This is a genomic window from Flavobacterium algoriphilum, from assembly GCF_048158655.1.
GTDB classification, from domain to species: domain Bacteria; phylum Bacteroidota; class Bacteroidia; order Flavobacteriales; family Flavobacteriaceae; genus Flavobacterium; species Flavobacterium algoriphilum.
The window spans coordinates 184,689-201,328 of record NZ_JBLNKY010000004.1 but is presented as its reverse complement, the minus strand read 5'-3'; the positions used below and the strand labels follow the sequence as shown (position 1 = coordinate 201,328).

Sequence of the window (16,640 nt, the reverse complement as noted above, 5' to 3'; positions counted from 1 at the left end):
AGTAGCTTTTTTATTTTCTATATTTACCGATTAGAAAAACGGATAGTTTTTTAGGAATTATGCATCATTTTTTATACCACAAATACAATGAGTTTTTTTAAAAGAATATTTTCTTCAGAGAAAAAAGAAACATTAGATAAAGGTCTTGAAAAGTCAAAAACAAATTTCTTTTCGAAATTAACTAAAGCTGTTGCCGGAAAGTCAAAAGTTGACGATGAAGTTTTAGATAATTTAGAAGAAATCCTTGTTGCCTCAGATGTTGGTGTGAATACCACATTGAAAATAATCACCCGAATTGAAAACCGTGTTGCCTCAGATAAATATCTGGGTATAGAAGAATTGAATGAAATTCTGCGAGAAGAAATTGCTGCTTTATTATCGGAGACCAACTCAGGTGAAGCAATCGAATTTGTAATTCCAATACAAACGAAACCTTACGTTTTAATGGTGGTTGGGGTAAATGGAGTGGGGAAAACTACCACTATTGGTAAGTTAGCCTACCAATTTAAAAAAGCGGGTTATAAAGTAGTTTTAGGTGCAGCTGATACTTTTCGTGCTGCAGCCATTGATCAATTGCAAATATGGGCGGATAGAGTAGGTGTTCCCATTGTAAGACAAAATATGGGAAGTGATCCAGCTTCTGTAGCTTTTGATACTTTGCAATCTGCAGTAGCACAAGATGCGGATATTGTTATTATTGACACGGCAGGACGTTTGCATAATAAAGTTAATTTAATGAATGAATTGACTAAAGTAAAACGTGTGATGCAAAAAGTTGTTGGTGATGCGCCACACGATGTGTTATTGGTTTTAGATGGATCTACCGGGCAAAATGCTTTTGAGCAAGCGAAGCAATTTACTGCAGCTACAGAGGTTACTTGTTTAGCGGTTACCAAACTTGACGGTACTGCCAAAGGTGGTGTTGTCATAGGAATTTCAGATCAATTTCAAATTCCTGTAAAATACATAGGTGTTGGAGAAGGAATCGAAGATCTTCAAGTTTTTAATAAATACGAATTTGTAGATAGTTTTTTTAAATAATATTTAGGCAATGAATTTTTCTTCTATCAAAAACTGTAACCCAATTTATTTTTATTTTGTAAGTATTGTTTCTTTTATATTGGCAAATCTTATCCGAGATAAAAGCATTGGTTTCTATTATTTCTTGTTAGTAATAGGTTTGGTTTTCTTTATTTTAGGTTTTATCAAACGATTAAAAACGAAATAGACTACAGATACAAAGCATTAATTTTTAACCACAGCGTTTCGTCAAAATCCGATAAGTTATATTGCTATTAGGGTAGTATCTCCTTTTGTGATTGCGTCAATTTTCCTTTGTTGTATAAAGACCTAATTGTGTTTTACTACATTATCTCTTAATTTTCATTAAATTCTACCGTGAACCAGAATGGAAACCTTTTGAAAGTTTCAGTTCTAAATAATCTAAAAGTGGCTGTACAGCGGTTTTTTTTCAACCGAAACTTGCAATTGATTTTGTTTTCCAAGTTGTTCCTGACATATAAAATAGTTTAAAGGGTGTTGAATTTTTTGTTTTTGTTTGAGTTTATTAAGTTTAACTTTGTTTTTGGAATTAAGCTTCTTTTTAATTCGAATGCCATAGCCCTGATTGTAACGTAAATCCTTTCCCGTCCTGAACTTGTTTCAGGATTCTGAAACAAAGTTCAGGACGGGAAAGATTGAAGTGGAAAGCGGGAAATAGCTCCTAAAAATAAATTAAATATGAAAAATACATTTTGCATTCTTTTTATAGCACTCTTTTTTGTGGGGTGTCAACAAAAGATAAAACCTGCCGATATTTCAAAATTAGATGGGTATTGGGAAATCGAGAAGGTTACTTTTGATACCTTAAAAGAGAAGGACTACAGTATAAATGAAAGTTATGATTATTTCAAAATTGACAAAAATAATAAAGGAATTCGGAAGAAAGTGATGCCGCAATTAGACGGGACTTTTTTGGTGAATGATGCTTATGAAAACGTGACGGTACGATTCAAAGACGACAAAGCTTATATCGATTATTCGACTCCTTTTACGAAATGGAGTGAGGAATTAATCACTTTGACCGATGAAGAATTAGTGTTGCTGAATGCAGAAAAAAAAGAATATCATTACAAGAAAACGGGACCAATAAATTTACTGGGAGATGGCAAAAAGGTTAAATAATCAAAGTACGATTGGGGATGTTTTGAAACAAATCATCCAGGTGAATAAACTGCAACCCGGAATGGATCAAATTGACGTTAAAGACGCATGGAAAAACCTGATGGGGAACGGTGTGAACAGTTATACGAATAATGTGGTTTTGAGAGGAAGTACATTGTACGTGGAGCTAACTTCATCGGTATTAAGGGAAGAATTGAGTCATGGCAGATCAAAAATTGTTGCCATGATTAACGAGGAATTGCGTCGTGATGTTGTTAAAGATGTTGTTTTGAGATAAATATTTTAGATTTCTGTGATTTTAAATAAAAATCCCGTTTCAAATTTTTGAAACGGGATTTTCTGTTTTATAGGATTTTTTAAATCTTAATTCAAAAATCTTTAATCTGCAATCATAAATTAAAACTGCTCTCTTCCAGCAAAATGGAAAGCACCTTCGATAGCAGCATTTTCATCGCTATCAGAACCGTGAACTGCATTTTCTCCTATAGAAGTAGCGTATGCTTTACGGATAGTTCCTTCAGCAGCTTCAGCAGGATTTGTAGCACCAATTAAAGTTCTGAAATCTTCAACAGCGTTGTCTTTTTCTAAAATAGCAGCAACAATTGGTCCTCTTGACATGAATTCCACTAATTCACCATAAAATGGTCTTGCAGCATGAACTTCATAAAATGCTTGTGCATCAGCTACAGTTAATTGTGTTAATTTCAAAGAAACAATTTTGAAACCTGCAGTGGTAATCATAGCAAGTATGTTTCCGATGTGTCCGTTAGCAACAGCATCAGGTTTAATCATTGTAAAAGTTCTATTCGTAGCCATTTTTGTGTTTTTTAAATTTTGTGCAAAAATAGTATTTTTTTATGGAATGGTTTTACAAATAATGTATTGAAATATTACGGATTTTAATTAAAGTACAATTATATCAAAATTAGATTGCAACGGTTTTAATTGTTTTACCAATGTGGGAATTAAATTTTCTCCGTTTTCCAAATAGAATTCCGAAAAATTAGCTTGACGTTCCTGTAAACTTTGGTTGGGAAACAATTCGTTTTGTAAGTCAATAATGCGTTGTAAAATAGCGCTTAAATTTCTTTTTTGCGCCTTCAGTAATCGCTTTTCCAGATTTTCTAATCCTTTGGTTTGTTTTACTTCCTGCGCTTTTACCGCACCAATAAAAGAGTCATCGGTTTTATTTGCTACTTCATAAAGCGCTTCAAATTGTTTTTGTAATTGCTCTTTCAGATTAGTCAAATCGATTGGAAATTCCGATAATTGTTTGGTTCTGTTATTTATTAAATTGGCTTGCTTTGAAAATAAATCATTCCAAGTCAAATCCAATTTATCTGCTTTTTTTGACTGTTTTACAGTCGCTAATACCACTGAATTTCTTAGCAAAAGTATTGGGAAAGTAATATTTACTGCTTCAAAAAAAGATTTCAATTCCAACCAATACGCAATTTCTCCACCTCCGCCAATGTAACATAAATTGGGTAAAATCACTTCTTGATACAACGGTCGCATAATCACATTAGGACTGAATTTTTCAGGATGGTTTTCTAATAGTGTTAGAATTTCCGTTTCAGAAAATTCAATTTTTGTATGGTTTACTTTGTATGTATTGTTTTCAAATAGGATGCGTTCACGTAAATTATCCTCGATATAAAACAAGTTGATCTCACGAGGATTTACTTGAACGGTATACTCTTTTAGTTTTTCGGCAGTTTCAAGTACTAATGAATGAGAAGATTGCTGGAGTAGTTCTTCTTTTATATAAGGAATAAAATTGCGTTTTAAATCTTGATCATCAGCGTCAAGAATTACTAATCCGTAAATTCCAAACAAAGCATTCGCTAAATGTCTAGTGGAATCGGCTAGATTGCTATGATTGAGATACGAATCTTGAAATATTTTTTTTATGGCGTTTGCATTCAAACTTGAACCAATTTCCAATGCAAATATTTCAAGAAATTCATCCAAACCTTCAGTGGATAATCTCCCAACAGGACCAGTACTTTCTCTGTTCCAATGGAATTTTTTACCTTTAAAACTAAAATAATTGATTTCTTCAAAATCATGGTCTTCGGTTGCCATCCAATAAATGGGGACGAATTGATACGTTGGGTATTTCGCTTTTAATTCGTTTGTTAAATTAATAGTAGAAATAATTTTATACAAGAAATATAAAGGACCACTGAATAAATTTAATTGATGTCCTGTAGTAACAGTAAATGTATTGGTAGTACTTAAAGCGTCAATATTTTGTTTGGTCAAAGCCGAAGTTTCAATATTTAAATATTGTTTCTGTAAAACGGAAACCAATGTTTTTCGGGAAGTATCATCAAAATTTGCTTGCTTCTCCAGAATTTGCCCTTCAAAGTTTTCAAGCGTTGGAAATCTGTTATATAGGGATTGTAAGTTTGTTTTCTGGTTTAAATAATCATTCATCAAAGGAGAGAAATATCCGGAATTCTGATAGCTGATACAGTCGATTGGCATAATAAATTTTTATATGTTGCTAAATTAACAATAATAATTGGAACTATAATATTTGTTACTTTCGAAAAATAATATCAATTTTATCGAAATATTTTAACATTCCTATGAAAGATAATTCAAATCCGAATAAAGAAAATTCATTAAAACATGTTCTTTTTGGCAGTTTAATTGGTACAACTATAGAATTTTTCGATTTTTATATTTATGCAAATGCAGCCGTTTTGGTTTTTCCTCAATTATTTTTTCCTTCAAAAGATAGTACTAGTTCGGTTTTGCTATCTCTGGCGACGTTTTCGATTGCGTTTCTTTCCAGGCCTCTTGGCTCGGCGGTTTTTGGTCATTATGGAGATAAAATCGGTCGCAAGACTACCTTAGTAATCGCTTTATTAACGATGGGTATTTCAACGGTGAGTATTGGTTTTTTGCCAAGTTATGCTAGCATTGGAATTGCTGCCCCTTTATTACTAATGTTGTGCCGCTTTGGGCAAGGAGTGGGTTTAGGAGGAGAATGGGGTGGAGCCGTATTATTGGCCATCGAAAATGCTCCGCCTAATAAACGCGCTTGGTATGGTATGTTTCCCCAATTGGGAGCTCCTATAGGCTTATTGCTTTCGGGAGGGACTTTCTTGATTTTGACAGATACGATGACTGCCGATGCTTTTCTGGATTACGGCTGGAGGATTCCGTTTATTGCGAGTTCGTTATTGGTAGTCGTAGGTTTTTATATCCGATTAAAAATCACCGAAACTCCCGCTTTTGAAAATTCTAAAAAAGAACAAGAGGAAGTGAAAATTCCATTTTTTACTTTATTGAAATTTTATAAAAATCAATTGATTTTTGGAACATTTGCCGCTATTACTACTTTCTTAGTGTTTTATCTTATGACGGTGTTTACGCTCAGCTGGGCAACTTCTGATTTGGGTTATTCCAAAAGAGATTTTCTATTAATGCAGTTGTTTTCGGTATTGTTTTTTGCACTTTTTATTCCTGTATCGGCCTTAATTGCTGATCGTATTGGACGTAGAAAGATGCTAATTTATGCCACGACAGCTATTGCTTTTTTTGGTTTTGCATTTTCTTTTTCCTTAAACTCAGGCAGTACTATTTTAGTGACTCTGTTTTTATGTATTGGAATGGCTTTGATGGGATTTACTTATGGTCCTTTGGGGACTTTCTTGTCGGAATTGTTTCCTACTACCGTTCGTTATTCGGGTACTTCTTTGGCATTTAATTTGGCAGGAATCATCGGAGCAGCTTTTGCACCCATGATTGCAATTTGGTTGGCAACGCAGTATAGTTTGACCTATGTTGGTTTTTATTTGAGTACCGCAGCCTGTATCTCTTTATTTTCGTTGTTGATGATTAGCAAAGAAGAGCATAAGTTTTGATCGCTGTCTACTTCAATCTCATTCGCACATTCAGTACAATCAAGAAGATTTCTTTTAGTGCCATTCTATTTAATTCTAACCGTTTCCAATCAATGAAAATAATAAAGTGAAAAGAGGGTTTTTTATAGAAAGTGTGGGGCAATGAATATAAATTATTGACCTAAAGATATACAAATTACCTAAAAATTGAAAAGAACTATATTTTGTACTTGAATCCAAAGAATAAATAAAAATGTAGCCTTTCACTTTTGTGGAAAGAACAGAATTATCCCTTATTTTTGCACCAAACTTATTCCTTTTGAAAACCAAACTTTTTCTCATCACGCCTCCTTTTACCCAACTGAATACACCGTATCCGGCAACTGCTTACATCAAAGGGTTTCTGAATACCAAAAATATTGAGTCCGTTCAAGCGGATTTGGGTATCGAAGTGATTTTGAAATTGTTTTCAAAAGAAGGTTTAGAGAATGTGTTTACTGTTCCAAAATCCAAAATCCAAAATCCAACAGCTAATAGCCAAAGAATTCTGGCTTTACAAGACGAATATCTTAAAACCATCGATCCTGTTATTGCTTTTTTACAAGGGAAAAATCCAACCTTGGCTCTTCAAATTTGTCAGGAAGATTTTTTGCCGGAAGCTTCTCGATTTGCACAATTGGAAGAACTCGACTGGGCTTTTGGAACTATGGGAACACAGGATAAAGCGAAACATTTAGCAACTTTATACCTTGAAGATATTTCTGATTTTATTGTGGAATGTGTGGATGCTAATTTTGGTTTCAGCCGCTATGCAGAACGTTTGGGACGAAGCGCCAATTCTTTTGACGAGTTGTACGAAGCTTTACAACAAGAACCAACCTATATCGATAAAATACTTCTTTCGATTCTAAAAGAGAGAATTGAAACCATTCAACCTACATTATTCCTGATTTCGGTTCCGTTTCCAGGGAATTTGTATTCGGCTTTTCGTTCGGCACAATGGGTGAAAAAGCATTATCCTGAAATTAAGATTTCAATGGGTGGCGGTTTCCCAAATACGGAATTGCGGTCGCTTTCAGATGCACGTGTTTTTGAGTTTTTCGATTATATTACATTGGATGATGGCGAAGCACCAATTGAAGAATTAATTTACAATATTGAAAATCCAGAATACAATTCCTATAAGCGTACCTTTTTGTTGGAAGAAGGAAAAGTCGTTTACAAAAATAATTCTCTAAAACACGATTACAAACAATCACAGGTAGGAACGCCCGATTATTCTGATTTGCTTTTGGATAAATACATTTCGGTTATCGAAATTGTGAATCCCATGCACCGAATGTGGAGCGACGGACGCTGGAATAAACTCACTATGGCGCACGGTTGCTACTGGGGGAAATGTACGTTTTGTGATATTTCTTTGGACTATATCAAAGTCTACGAACCTGTTGCTGCCAATTTATTGTGCGACCGAATGGAGGAAATGATTGCTCAAACAGGCGAGAACGGATTTCATTTTGTTGACGAAGCGGCACCACCGGCTTTGATGCGTTCGCTCGCGCTCGAAATCCTTCGCAGGAAATTAGCGGTAACGTGGTGGACCAACATTCGATTTGAAAAAAGCTTTACCAAAGATTTGTGTTTGCTTTTAAAAGCTTCAGGGTGTATCGCCGTTTCAGGCGGACTCGAAGTGGCTTCGGATCGATTATTGAAATTAATAGACAAAGGCGTAACGGTCGAGCAAGTGGCCAAAGTCACCCGAAATTTTACTGAAGCAGGCGTAATGGTGCATGCGTATTTGATGTATGGTTACCCAACGCAAACCATTCAGGAAACTGTGGATAGTCTCGAAATGGTTCGGCAATTATTTGAAGCTGGAGTATTGCAATCGGGATTTTGGCATCAATTTGCGATGACGGCGCACAGTCCCGTGGGCTTGTACCCCGAGAAATTTGGTGTGATAAAGGAAGCCCAAATTTTGGGAACTTTCGCTAATAACGATATTAATTATACCGATGCAACAGGAATCGATCATGATAAATTCAGTTTTGGACTCAAGAAATCCTTGTTTAATTTTATGCACGGAATCTGTTTTGATTACGAATTACAGGATTGGTTTGAATTTAAAATTCCAAAAACCAAAATTTCACCTGATTTTATTTTTGATGCTTTGCAAGAGGACAATGATTTTAACATCAAACCCACTGCTAAAATCGTTTGGCTAGGAGGAAAGCCATTCATAGAATATTTTACAAAATCCAAAAAAGGAAATTCCTGGGAAATGATGACTTTGACTTTCCATGACAAAAAAGAAAGTTTCACCATTCAGACCAATAAAAAGGAAGGGGAATGGCTGGTTGGAATGCTACAAAAAGTGGCTGTTTCGAATGCTAAAATCCATACATTTCAGGAAACCAAAACTGATTTCGAAACGCATTTGGAAGATTTTGAATTGTTTTGGTACTCAAAACCAGTCAAAATCCTGCAGGAATTTGGATTGTTAGTTTTGTAAATTTAATTTTCCAGGACTATATTAAATTAGCATAAAACTTTCTTTTTTGGTTTACGAAAACGTTTTCTTTTTCCTATTTTTACAATTATAAAATAAGAAAAAAATGAGTATTGTTTATAAAGTTAATGTAAACGACACTTTTTCCTTTGATTTTGAAAAGAAAAGTGTTTCACAACTGGACGCAGTAGGTGTGCAAAAAAATAAGTTCCATATTTTACACGAAAACACTCCCTATAAAGCGGAAGTCATTGCTTCTGATTTTCTTCAAAAAAAATATACCGTTAAGGTAAACAACAACACCTACACCGTTGCTATTTCAAATCCATTGGATATTCTTATCAAAGATATGGGATTTGAAACGGGACTTACCAAACAAGTCAATTTTATCAAAGCACCAATGCCCGGATTGATTTTAGAAATCAGTGTTGTGGTGGGGCAAACTGTAAAAGAAAACGACCACCTAATTATTTTGGGCGCGATGAAAATGGAAAACAGTTTTCTTTCTCCTCGTGATGGTATTATCAAAACGATTTCGGTATTGATGGGAGATGCAGTAGACAAAGGTCAGTTATTAATTGAATTCGAGTAAAGAGTGAATAAGTAAGAAATAAGAAGAAAGAACCAAGAAAATAGTTAGAGATGATTTATCTAGACTCTAACAGCAAAGCGCTCTTTACTCTTTTATCTATTTTAAAAATATGAAAAAAATATTAGTAGCCAATAGAGGGGAAATTGCCATCAGGGTCATGAAAACGGCAAAAAAAATGGGTATTAAAACCGTAGCAGTATATTCTACGGCGGATAGAAATGCACCTCACGTAAAATTTGCTGATGAAGCGGTCTGGATTGGAGAAGCCCCTTCGAGCCAATCGTATTTATTGGGAAGTAAAATCATTGAAGTGGCTAAATCATTAAACGTCGATGCGATTCATCCCGGTTACGGATTCCTAAGTGAGAATGCGGATTTTGCAGAAGAGGCCGAAAAAAACAACATCATCTTTATCGGTCCCAAGTCGAAAGCGATAAAAATCATGGGAAGTAAATTAGCGGCCAAAGATGCCGTTAAGCAATACAATATTCCAATGGTTCCCGGTTTTGACGAAGCGATTACCGATGTCGAAAAAGCTAAAGTAGTTGCTAAGAAAATTGGTTTTCCAATTTTGATTAAAGCTTCAGCAGGTGGCGGTGGAAAAGGAATGCGTGTGGTAGAAGGTGAAGCCGATTTCGAATCCCAAATGGATCGCGCCATCAGTGAAGCGATTGCCGCTTTTGGAGATGGTTCGGTTTTTATAGAAAAATATGTGAGCTCGCCAAGGCATATCGAAATTCAAATTATGGCGGATAGTCACGGCAATGTGTTGTATTTATTCGAAAGAGAATGCAGCATACAGCGTCGCCATCAAAAAGTGATAGAAGAAGCGCCTTCTTCGGTTTTAACACCGGAATTGCGTAAAAAAATGGGAGAAGCAGCCGTTTTGGTTGCCAAATCTTGTGATTATTTAGGAGCAGGAACGGTCGAATTTTTATTAGATGAAAACAATAATTTCTACTTTTTGGAGATGAATACCCGTTTGCAAGTGGAACATCCCGTTACGGAATGGATTACAGGAACTGATTTAGTCGAATTGCAAATCAGAGTCGCACGGGGAGAAGCATTGGTAATCAAACAAGAAGATTTGAAAATAAAAGGACATGCGATGGAATTGCGTGTGTATACCGAAGATCCGATGAATGATTTTCTGCCAAGTGTAGGTCATTTGGATGTGTACCAATTGCCTAGTGGGGAAGGTATTCGGGTGGATAACGGTTTTGAGCAAGGGATGGATATCCCGATTTATTATGACCCGATGTTAGCTAAATTAATCACTTATGGGGAAACCCGTAATGAAGCGATACAAATTATGATCAAAGCCATTGAAGCCTATCAGGTGGAAGGTGTTCAGACGACGCTGCCTTTCGGGAAATTTGTTTTTGAACATGAGGCGTTTCGTTCCGGGAAATTTGACACGCATTTTGTAAAAAAATATTACAATGCCGATGTATTGAAAAACCAAATGGCGCAAGAAGCCGAAATCGCTGCTTTGGTGGCGTTGAAACAGTATTTTGAAGATCAAAAAATCGTGCGTTTACCAATTCAATAAAGTATGGAATCTAAAATAAAAACACTAAACGATAAAATTACCGAAGCGCATTTGGGTGGTGGTAAAAAACGCATCGAAAAACAACATTCGAATAAAAAACTGACTGCAAGAGAACGCGTCAATTATTTGATGGATGAAGGTTCTTTTGAAGAAATCGGGATGTTAGTAACGCACCGAACGTCTGATTTTGGAATGGAAAAAGAACTGTATTATGGTGACGGAGTCATTACAGGATACGGAACGATAAACGGGCGATTGGTTTATATTTTTGCTCAGGATTTTACGGTTTTTGGCGGTTCGTTATCCGAAACGCATGCCGAAAAAATATGTAAAGTTATGGATATGGCTGTCAAAATGGGAGCACCAATGATTGGACTGAATGATTCTGGTGGAGCTCGTATTCAGGAAGGCGTTCGTTCTTTGGGTGGTTATGCCGATATTTTTTATAGAAACGTACAAGCTAGTGGGGTGATTCCGCAAATCTCTGCGATTATGGGACCCTGCGCCGGTGGAGCGGTATATTCTCCCGCCATGACCGATTTTACGATGATGGTCGAGGATACCAGTTATATGTTTGTAACAGGGCCAAATGTGGTGAAAACCGTAACCAATGAAACCGTGACTTCGGAGGAATTGGGAGGGGCGAGTACCCATTCTACTAAGTCTGGTGTAGCACATTGCACGTCTGCAAATGATGTGGAATGTCTGGAAGATTTGAAGCGATTGTTGAGTTATTTGCCACAAAGCAATAAAGAAACACCTCGCAACTTACCTTACGAATTGAACGATGAGGTTAGAATTAAATTAGCGACTATTATTCCGGATAATCCCAACAAACCATACGATATGCACGAAGTCATCGGTGGGATTATTGACGAAGATTCATTTTTTGAAATTCATAAAAATTATGCCGAAAATATTCTCGTGGGTTTTGCCCGATTGGGAGGAAAAAGCATTGGAATTATAGCGAACCAACCGATGATTTTAGCTGGTTGTCTGGATGTGAACAGTTCGAAAAAAGCTGCTCGATTTACTCGTTTTTGCGATTGTTTTAATATTCCGTTATTGGTTTTGGTAGATGTACCGGGGTTTTTACCGGGAACTGACCAAGAATGGAGCGGAATTATCGTTCATGGTGCGAAATTGTTGTATGCCCTGAGCGAAGCAACTGTGCCTAGAGTGACCGTGATTACCCGTAAAGCCTACGGTGGCGCGTATGATGTAATGAACTCGAAACACATTGGTGCCGACATGAATTTTGCTTGGCCCACAGCCGAGATTGCCGTAATGGGAGCCAAGGGAGCCTCTGAAATTATCTTCAAGAAAGAAATTAACGAAGCCGAAGACCACGAGGCAAAACTCTTGGAAAAAGAAACGGAGTATGCCGATTTGTTTGCGAATCCCTACACAGCAGCCCAACGTGGTTTTGTCGATGAGGTAATCCTGCCGCAAGACACCCGACGCAAATTGATAAAAGCGTTTAGTATGCTCGAAAATAAAGTAAGTATGACTCCTAATAGAAAACACGGGAATATTCCTTTGTAAGTATTGGATAGAATTGAAAAACCACCCGATAAGGGGTGGTTTTTAGGATCTTGAATTCCGAAGATATTTTCAGAATGAATTAGTTGTGGATTACCAAAATTTCGCTTATTTTTCATAAGCTTCTATTGTTTTTAACAGTAAGTCAGAATAATTAAAAATTTCATCTAAATTTCCAATTTCGTTTTTAATTTCTTTTTTGTTCTCATCAAATGTTCCAATATATTTCTTACCTCCATTTAAGTAAAGTCTACACACTGCTTTTCGATTATTGTCGTCTAGAAATACAGCAAAATAGGATTGAGCATCTCGATACGTTACTCTTGTTGCAGGAGTTTTTTGGCGCAAAATTGTTTTGACAATCAGAAATCCTTCTAATTCTTCTCCAGTTGTATTAATTTTACTAATATCTTCTATATTTGGTTCGATAGAAATGTTAATCTCATTAATTTTTTCATCTTCTTTTGACAAGGCAGTTTTTAACCTTTCTGTGATTAAATCACTAATATGTTGTTGAACAGATTTTTTTGTTAATTCTGTAAACTGCTCTAAAATTTTTGCAGTTACAACACTCGGATATACTTGTTTTGCAAAATGTTTAACAAATTCGGGTGTTGGATTTGTAAGTTCTAGATTTAGTAAAATTTTTAATTCATTCATAAATTTCAATTCACTTGCGGTATTTACAATACTTTCAGCATCGAAATTAGTTTTATGAAATTTCTTCAATTCTTCAATTTGATTGTCTTTAACATCGATTATGTTGAATTCCAAGAATGGTTTTTCGTCCATTTTGTTTGGAGAAACTAAATCGGAATAAAAGCGGTAAATGATTCCGTTTGTTAAAATTCCAAATTTAGCTTTTGATACGTGAAAATATCTCAATAGTTGTCCATCATGAATATTTAAGTTTTGGGCCCAGTGTTTGCACTCAATCAATATTGTTGGATTTCCATCTTTAAAGATAGCGTAGTCAATTTTTTCACCTTTTTTAATTCCAATATCCGCTATGAATTCAGGTACAACCTCTAGAGGATTAAAAACATCATAGCCCAGACTTTGCAAAAACGGCATTACAAATGCATTTTTTGTAGCTTCTTCAGTTTGTATTTGGTCTTTGTGTTTTGTTCTGTCAGCAATTACTTTAATTTGGTCTCTTAAATCCATAATTTTTTTATCGTATTTGTTATTAATTTTTTTATTTTTAATCACCATTTATGCAATCAGTATTTGATGACTATATCTTTTTTTATATAGATCACTAAAACAGATTTAGTTAAATAAAATAATTTAGCATACAAATTACAATCTCTTTTTTTACTATTCCTTACGGTTTCCCGTAAAAGGGAACATTTTTTCAATCGATAAATTTTTAATTTATTTTTTGTCAGTAAAAAAAACCGGTTGATGTTTTTTTTAGTATCATTGGACATTTTAGTATCTTTCGCAACTGACTAAAAAAAACTTAAATTAGAATTAGATTAAAAAAAAAACAGATAAATGAAATACAATAGATGTGGAAAAAGTGGTTTATTACTGCCACAAATTTCTCTTGGCTTATGGCATAACTTCGGTTCAGTGGATAATTTTGAAAATGGAGAAAACATCGTTAAAGCAGCTTTTGATAAAGGAATTACCCATTTTGATTTAGCCAACAATTACGGTCCGATTCCGGGTTCGGCAGAGACTAATTTTGGAAAAATCCTAAAGAATAATTTTCAGGGAAACTTGCGCGATGAAATGGTAATTACGACTAAAGCCGGTTACACGATGTGGGACGGCCCTTATGGCGACTGGGGTTCCCGAAAATATTTATTATCAAGTTTAGATCAGAGTTTGAAACGTATGAATCTGGAATATGTGGATATTTTTTATTCACATCGTTTTGATCCGGAAACACCTTTGGAGGAAACCATGATGGCCTTGGATTATGCTGTGCGAAGCGGAAAAGCTTTGTACGCTGGGATATCCAATTATAATGTAGAACAAACTAGAGAGGCAACTGAAATTTTGAAACGATTGGGAACACCTTGTTTAATTCATCAAGTAAAATATTCGATGTTTGTTCGACAGCCAGAAGCAGGTTTATTAGATGTTCTAGAAGAAAAGGGAGTGGGATGTATTGCTTTTTCACCTTTGGCACAAGGACTTTTAACAGACAAATACCTAAAAGGGATTCCAGAAAATTCGAGGGCTTCGAATCCAAACGGTCATTTAAAAACGGATGAAGTCTCGGTGGAAAGAATCCAGAAAATCATTCAGCTGAATACCATTGCACAGGAGAGAAATCAGTCTTTGGCTCAAATGGCTTTGGCTTGGTTGTTAAAAGACAACCGAATCACTTCTGTTTTGATTGGCGCCAGCTCTGTGGCGCAATTGAATAATAATATCGACAGTTTGCAGAACTTGGATTTCTCCACAGCCGAATTATTGGAGATGGAGAGGATTTTGGAATAATAATGATACAGTGGAACCGTATGGGTCATTACTTTTAAGAAAGTAAATTTCTAAAAATAGTTATGAAAAAGGCTGTCTATAAAGCCAGCTTTTTTTTATAACTAAAACGGAAGGATTAAATCACATATTCATCGGCAATGCTTAATGCCTGAGAAATGATGGCTAAGCCTTCATCAATTTGTTCCTCATTTATCATTAATGGTGGAGCAATAAAAATGTAACCCCAACGCACAAAAGTGTACAATCCTAATTCTCTTAATTTAGCACCCACTTTATTCATAACTTCCATTTCGGTAGCATTAGCATTAAAAGGAGCCATCAACTGATAGGGTTCTTTACTTTTTACAACATCTAAACAACCTAATAATCCTTTGTTTCTAAAGTCACCTATTGAAGGATGTTGCGCTCGCATTTCGTTAAGCCGTTTCTCCATATAAGCACCCATTTTATTGGTGTTTTCTATCAAATTATCGCTTTCATAAATGGTAACAACTGCTAGTGAAGCCGCCAAAGAAACCGGATGTGAATTATAGGTCAATCCCAACCATAAAGGGGAATCCTCATATTTTGCGGCAATTTTATCCGAAACCATTAAACAGCCCAACGGTAAATAAGAGGAAGTCAACCCTTTTGCCATGCAAATCATATCTGGGATGATATCGCTATGTTCAAATCCGAACCATTTTCCGGTTCTTCCAAAACCGCTCATTACTTCGTCGGCAATAAAAAGGATTTCATATTTTTCGCATAACACTTTGATGCCTTTTAAATATCCGTTTGGATAATGGAGACAACCGGAGGAGCCGCTTTCTCCTTCGAAGATAAAAGCAGCAATAGTATGACCTCCTTCATAGCGAATAATTCTTTCTACAGCATCTAAGCTCCATTTTAATCTTGTTTCCTCATTTTGATCGCTTAATCCATAAAAATCATAAGGATCATCAAGATGAAAAATATTAGTCGATTGCTGCGCATCAGTATATTGTTTTCTAGGATCGCCACCAACAGTCATACTTGCGGATGAATTTCCGTGAAAGCCTCTGTATCTTCCAAATATTTTATGTTTTCCAGTATACAAACGGGCTAGTTTTATGGCATTTTCAATGGATGAAGCACCGCAAAGCGTAAAAAAAGCCTTATTTAAATCTCCAGGACAAATTTCCGCTAGTTTTTTAGCTAATTTGGCTCGGATTTCGGTGGTACAAGAAGGCGTTACATAACTCACTTTTTGCATTTGCGCTACTACGGCATCCGTAACACGCTGGTCGCCATGACCTATATTCACCGACATTAATCCGCTCGAGAAATCGATGATTTTTTTACCGCCTACTTCATATAAATAAACGCCTTCGGCTCTTTCTATCGGAATAGGATTTACATTTTTTTGGGCAACCCAAGTAAACAAGCTGTATTGTTTACTATCATTTATTATTTGGTCTTTGGTCAACATGCTTTTATTTATATAGTTTATTTTACAGCAAGATCATAGCTGTAAAGATATTCGTCTCTTTTGAACCCCATTTTGTGATAGAGCCCTTGCGCTGTGCTGTTGTTTTTTGCCGTTCTCAATCGAATTAAATCAGAGCCTAATTCTTTTGCCAAATCAACAGTTTTTAGAATCAATTGTTCTCCAATTCCTTTTTTTCGAATAGCAGAATCAACAAATAAATCATTTAAAATCAGTATTTTATTCAATGCCAAAGACGAGAAAGTGATATAGATTAAAGTAAATCCGATGACTTTTTCTTTATTATCTTCATCAAAAGCTAAAAAAATAATAGCTTCATTATTCTCTATTCGTTCTTTTAAATAGGATTTGTGTTTTTCGTAATTAGATGGTTTTTTATAGAAAATCAAGTATTGATTAAACAATGGTGCCAATTCATCCAAATCTTGTAGAGTAGCTTTTCGTATCATATCTGTTTATTTTAAATGGTTTAGAAC

14 protein-coding genes are annotated in these 16,640 nt (G+C 35.5%); 9 read left to right on the top strand and 5 right to left on the bottom strand.

Going from position 1 to position 16,640, the window contains the following annotated elements:
• Positions 1-87: 87 nt before the first annotated feature.
• From ftsY to ACM55G_RS09290, 3 genes are all read left to right on the top strand, one after another.
• A complete protein-coding gene (gene ftsY / locus ACM55G_RS09300) occupies positions 88-1,041 on the top strand; it encodes a signal recognition particle-docking protein FtsY (RefSeq protein WP_416843634.1) in 954 nt (317 codons plus the stop codon).
• A 699-nt stretch (positions 1,042-1,740) separates the two neighbouring features.
• Positions 1,741-2,184 carry a hypothetical protein gene (locus ACM55G_RS09295; protein ID WP_416843633.1) on the top strand — a complete coding sequence of 148 codons (444 nt, stop codon included), beginning with the start codon at positions 1,741-1,743 and terminating at the stop codon, positions 2,182-2,184.
• Positions 2,165-2,461 (top strand): DciA family protein, encoded by a 297-nt coding sequence (locus ACM55G_RS09290; RefSeq protein ID WP_416843632.1) that lies wholly within the window; start codon positions 2,165-2,167, stop codon positions 2,459-2,461. Before ACM55G_RS09295 ends, ACM55G_RS09290 begins: the two co-directional genes overlap by 20 nt.
• Positions 2,462-2,580: 119 nt before the next feature.
• On the opposite strand, the gene ACM55G_RS09285 is transcribed toward ACM55G_RS09290, so the two are convergent.
• Positions 2,581-3,000 (bottom strand): nucleoside-diphosphate kinase, encoded by a 420-nt coding sequence (locus ACM55G_RS09285; protein ID WP_039109514.1) that lies wholly within the window; start codon positions 2,998-3,000, stop codon positions 2,581-2,583.
• An 87-nt stretch (positions 3,001-3,087) separates the two neighbouring features.
• Complete coding sequence (gene bshC / locus ACM55G_RS09280) at positions 3,088-4,677, bottom strand: bacillithiol biosynthesis cysteine-adding enzyme BshC (RefSeq protein WP_416843631.1); 1,590 nt, start codon at positions 4,675-4,677, stop codon at positions 3,088-3,090.
• Positions 4,678-4,781: 104 nt separating this feature from the next.
• On the opposite strand from bshC, the gene ACM55G_RS09275 reads away from it, so the two are divergent.
• The 5 genes from ACM55G_RS09275 (at position 4,782) to ACM55G_RS09255 (ending at position 12,242) form a co-directional block, all read left to right on the top strand.
• Positions 4,782-6,065: an MFS transporter gene (locus ACM55G_RS09275; protein ID WP_416843630.1), complete on the top strand. Its 1,284-nt coding sequence runs from the start codon at positions 4,782-4,784 to the stop codon at positions 6,063-6,065.
• 298 nt (positions 6,066-6,363) lie between these two features.
• On the top strand, positions 6,364-8,556 hold the full coding sequence (locus ACM55G_RS09270) for a B12-binding domain-containing radical SAM protein (RefSeq protein WP_416843629.1): 2,193 nt from the start codon (positions 6,364-6,366) through the stop codon (positions 8,554-8,556).
• 103 nt (positions 8,557-8,659) lie between these two features.
• A complete protein-coding gene (locus tag ACM55G_RS09265) occupies positions 8,660-9,145 on the top strand; it encodes an acyl-CoA carboxylase biotin carboxyl carrier protein subunit (RefSeq protein WP_416843628.1) in 486 nt (161 codons plus the stop codon).
• Between the two features lie 109 nt (positions 9,146-9,254).
• Positions 9,255-10,697: an acetyl-CoA carboxylase biotin carboxylase subunit gene (gene accC / locus ACM55G_RS09260; protein WP_416843627.1), complete on the top strand. Its 1,443-nt coding sequence runs from the start codon at positions 9,255-9,257 to the stop codon at positions 10,695-10,697.
• Positions 10,698-10,700: 3 nt separating this feature from the next.
• The gene (locus tag ACM55G_RS09255; RefSeq protein ID WP_416843626.1) at positions 10,701-12,242 is read left to right on the top strand and encodes an acyl-CoA carboxylase subunit beta; all 1,542 of its coding nucleotides are present in this window, start codon (positions 10,701-10,703) and stop codon (positions 12,240-12,242) included.
• 105 nt (positions 12,243-12,347) lie between these two features.
• On the opposite strand, the gene ACM55G_RS09250 is transcribed toward ACM55G_RS09255, so the two are convergent.
• Entirely contained in the window at positions 12,348-13,406 is a 1,059-nt protein-coding gene (locus tag ACM55G_RS09250; protein WP_416843625.1) for a type I restriction endonuclease, read from the bottom strand.
• Between the two features lie 333 nt (positions 13,407-13,739).
• Between ACM55G_RS09250 and ACM55G_RS09245 the strand changes: the two genes are divergently transcribed.
• A complete protein-coding gene (locus tag ACM55G_RS09245) occupies positions 13,740-14,696 on the top strand; it encodes an aldo/keto reductase (protein ID WP_416843624.1) in 957 nt (318 codons plus the stop codon).
• Between the two features lie 115 nt (positions 14,697-14,811).
• Here the strand turns inward: ACM55G_RS09245 and ACM55G_RS09240 are convergent, their stop codons facing one another.
• Positions 14,812-16,146: an aminotransferase family protein gene (locus ACM55G_RS09240; RefSeq protein WP_416843623.1), complete on the bottom strand. Its 1,335-nt coding sequence runs from the start codon at positions 16,144-16,146 to the stop codon at positions 14,812-14,814.
• Positions 16,147-16,163: 17 nt separating this feature from the next.
• The gene (locus ACM55G_RS09235) at positions 16,164-16,613 is read right to left on the bottom strand and encodes a GNAT family N-acetyltransferase (RefSeq protein ID WP_416843622.1); all 450 of its coding nucleotides are present in this window, start codon (positions 16,611-16,613) and stop codon (positions 16,164-16,166) included.
• Between the last annotated feature and the right edge of the window lie 27 nt (positions 16,614-16,640).

What these genes read in the sequence shown, in the direction of transcription:
- ftsY (WP_416843634.1), top strand. Translation starts at nt 88, where the DNA reads ATGAGTTTTTTTAAAAGAATATTTTCTTCAGAGAAAAAAGAAACATTA.
- ACM55G_RS09295 (WP_416843633.1), top strand. Translation starts at nt 1,741, where the DNA reads ATGAAAAATACATTTTGCATTCTTTTTATAGCACTCTTTTTTGTGGGG.
- ACM55G_RS09290 (WP_416843632.1), top strand. Translation starts at nt 2,165, where the DNA reads ATGGCAAAAAGGTTAAATAATCAAAGTACGATTGGGGATGTTTTGAAA.
- ACM55G_RS09285 (WP_039109514.1), bottom strand. Translation starts at nt 3,000, where the DNA reads ATGGCTACGAATAGAACTTTTACAATGATTAAACCTGATGCTGTTGCT.
- bshC (WP_416843631.1), bottom strand. Translation starts at nt 4,677, where the DNA reads ATGCCAATCGACTGTATCAGCTATCAGAATTCCGGATATTTCTCTCCT.
- ACM55G_RS09275 (WP_416843630.1), top strand. Translation starts at nt 4,782, where the DNA reads ATGAAAGATAATTCAAATCCGAATAAAGAAAATTCATTAAAACATGTT.
- ACM55G_RS09265 (WP_416843628.1), top strand. Translation starts at nt 8,660, where the DNA reads ATGAGTATTGTTTATAAAGTTAATGTAAACGACACTTTTTCCTTTGAT.
- accC (WP_416843627.1), top strand. Translation starts at nt 9,255, where the DNA reads ATGAAAAAAATATTAGTAGCCAATAGAGGGGAAATTGCCATCAGGGTC.
- ACM55G_RS09255 (WP_416843626.1), top strand. Translation starts at nt 10,701, where the DNA reads ATGGAATCTAAAATAAAAACACTAAACGATAAAATTACCGAAGCGCAT.
- ACM55G_RS09250 (WP_416843625.1), bottom strand. Translation starts at nt 13,406, where the DNA reads ATGGATTTAAGAGACCAAATTAAAGTAATTGCTGACAGAACAAAACAC.
- ACM55G_RS09245 (WP_416843624.1), top strand. Translation starts at nt 13,740, where the DNA reads ATGAAATACAATAGATGTGGAAAAAGTGGTTTATTACTGCCACAAATT.
- ACM55G_RS09240 (WP_416843623.1), bottom strand. Translation starts at nt 16,146, where the DNA reads ATGTTGACCAAAGACCAAATAATAAATGATAGTAAACAATACAGCTTG.
- ACM55G_RS09235 (WP_416843622.1), bottom strand. Translation starts at nt 16,613, where the DNA reads ATGATACGAAAAGCTACTCTACAAGATTTGGATGAATTGGCACCATTG.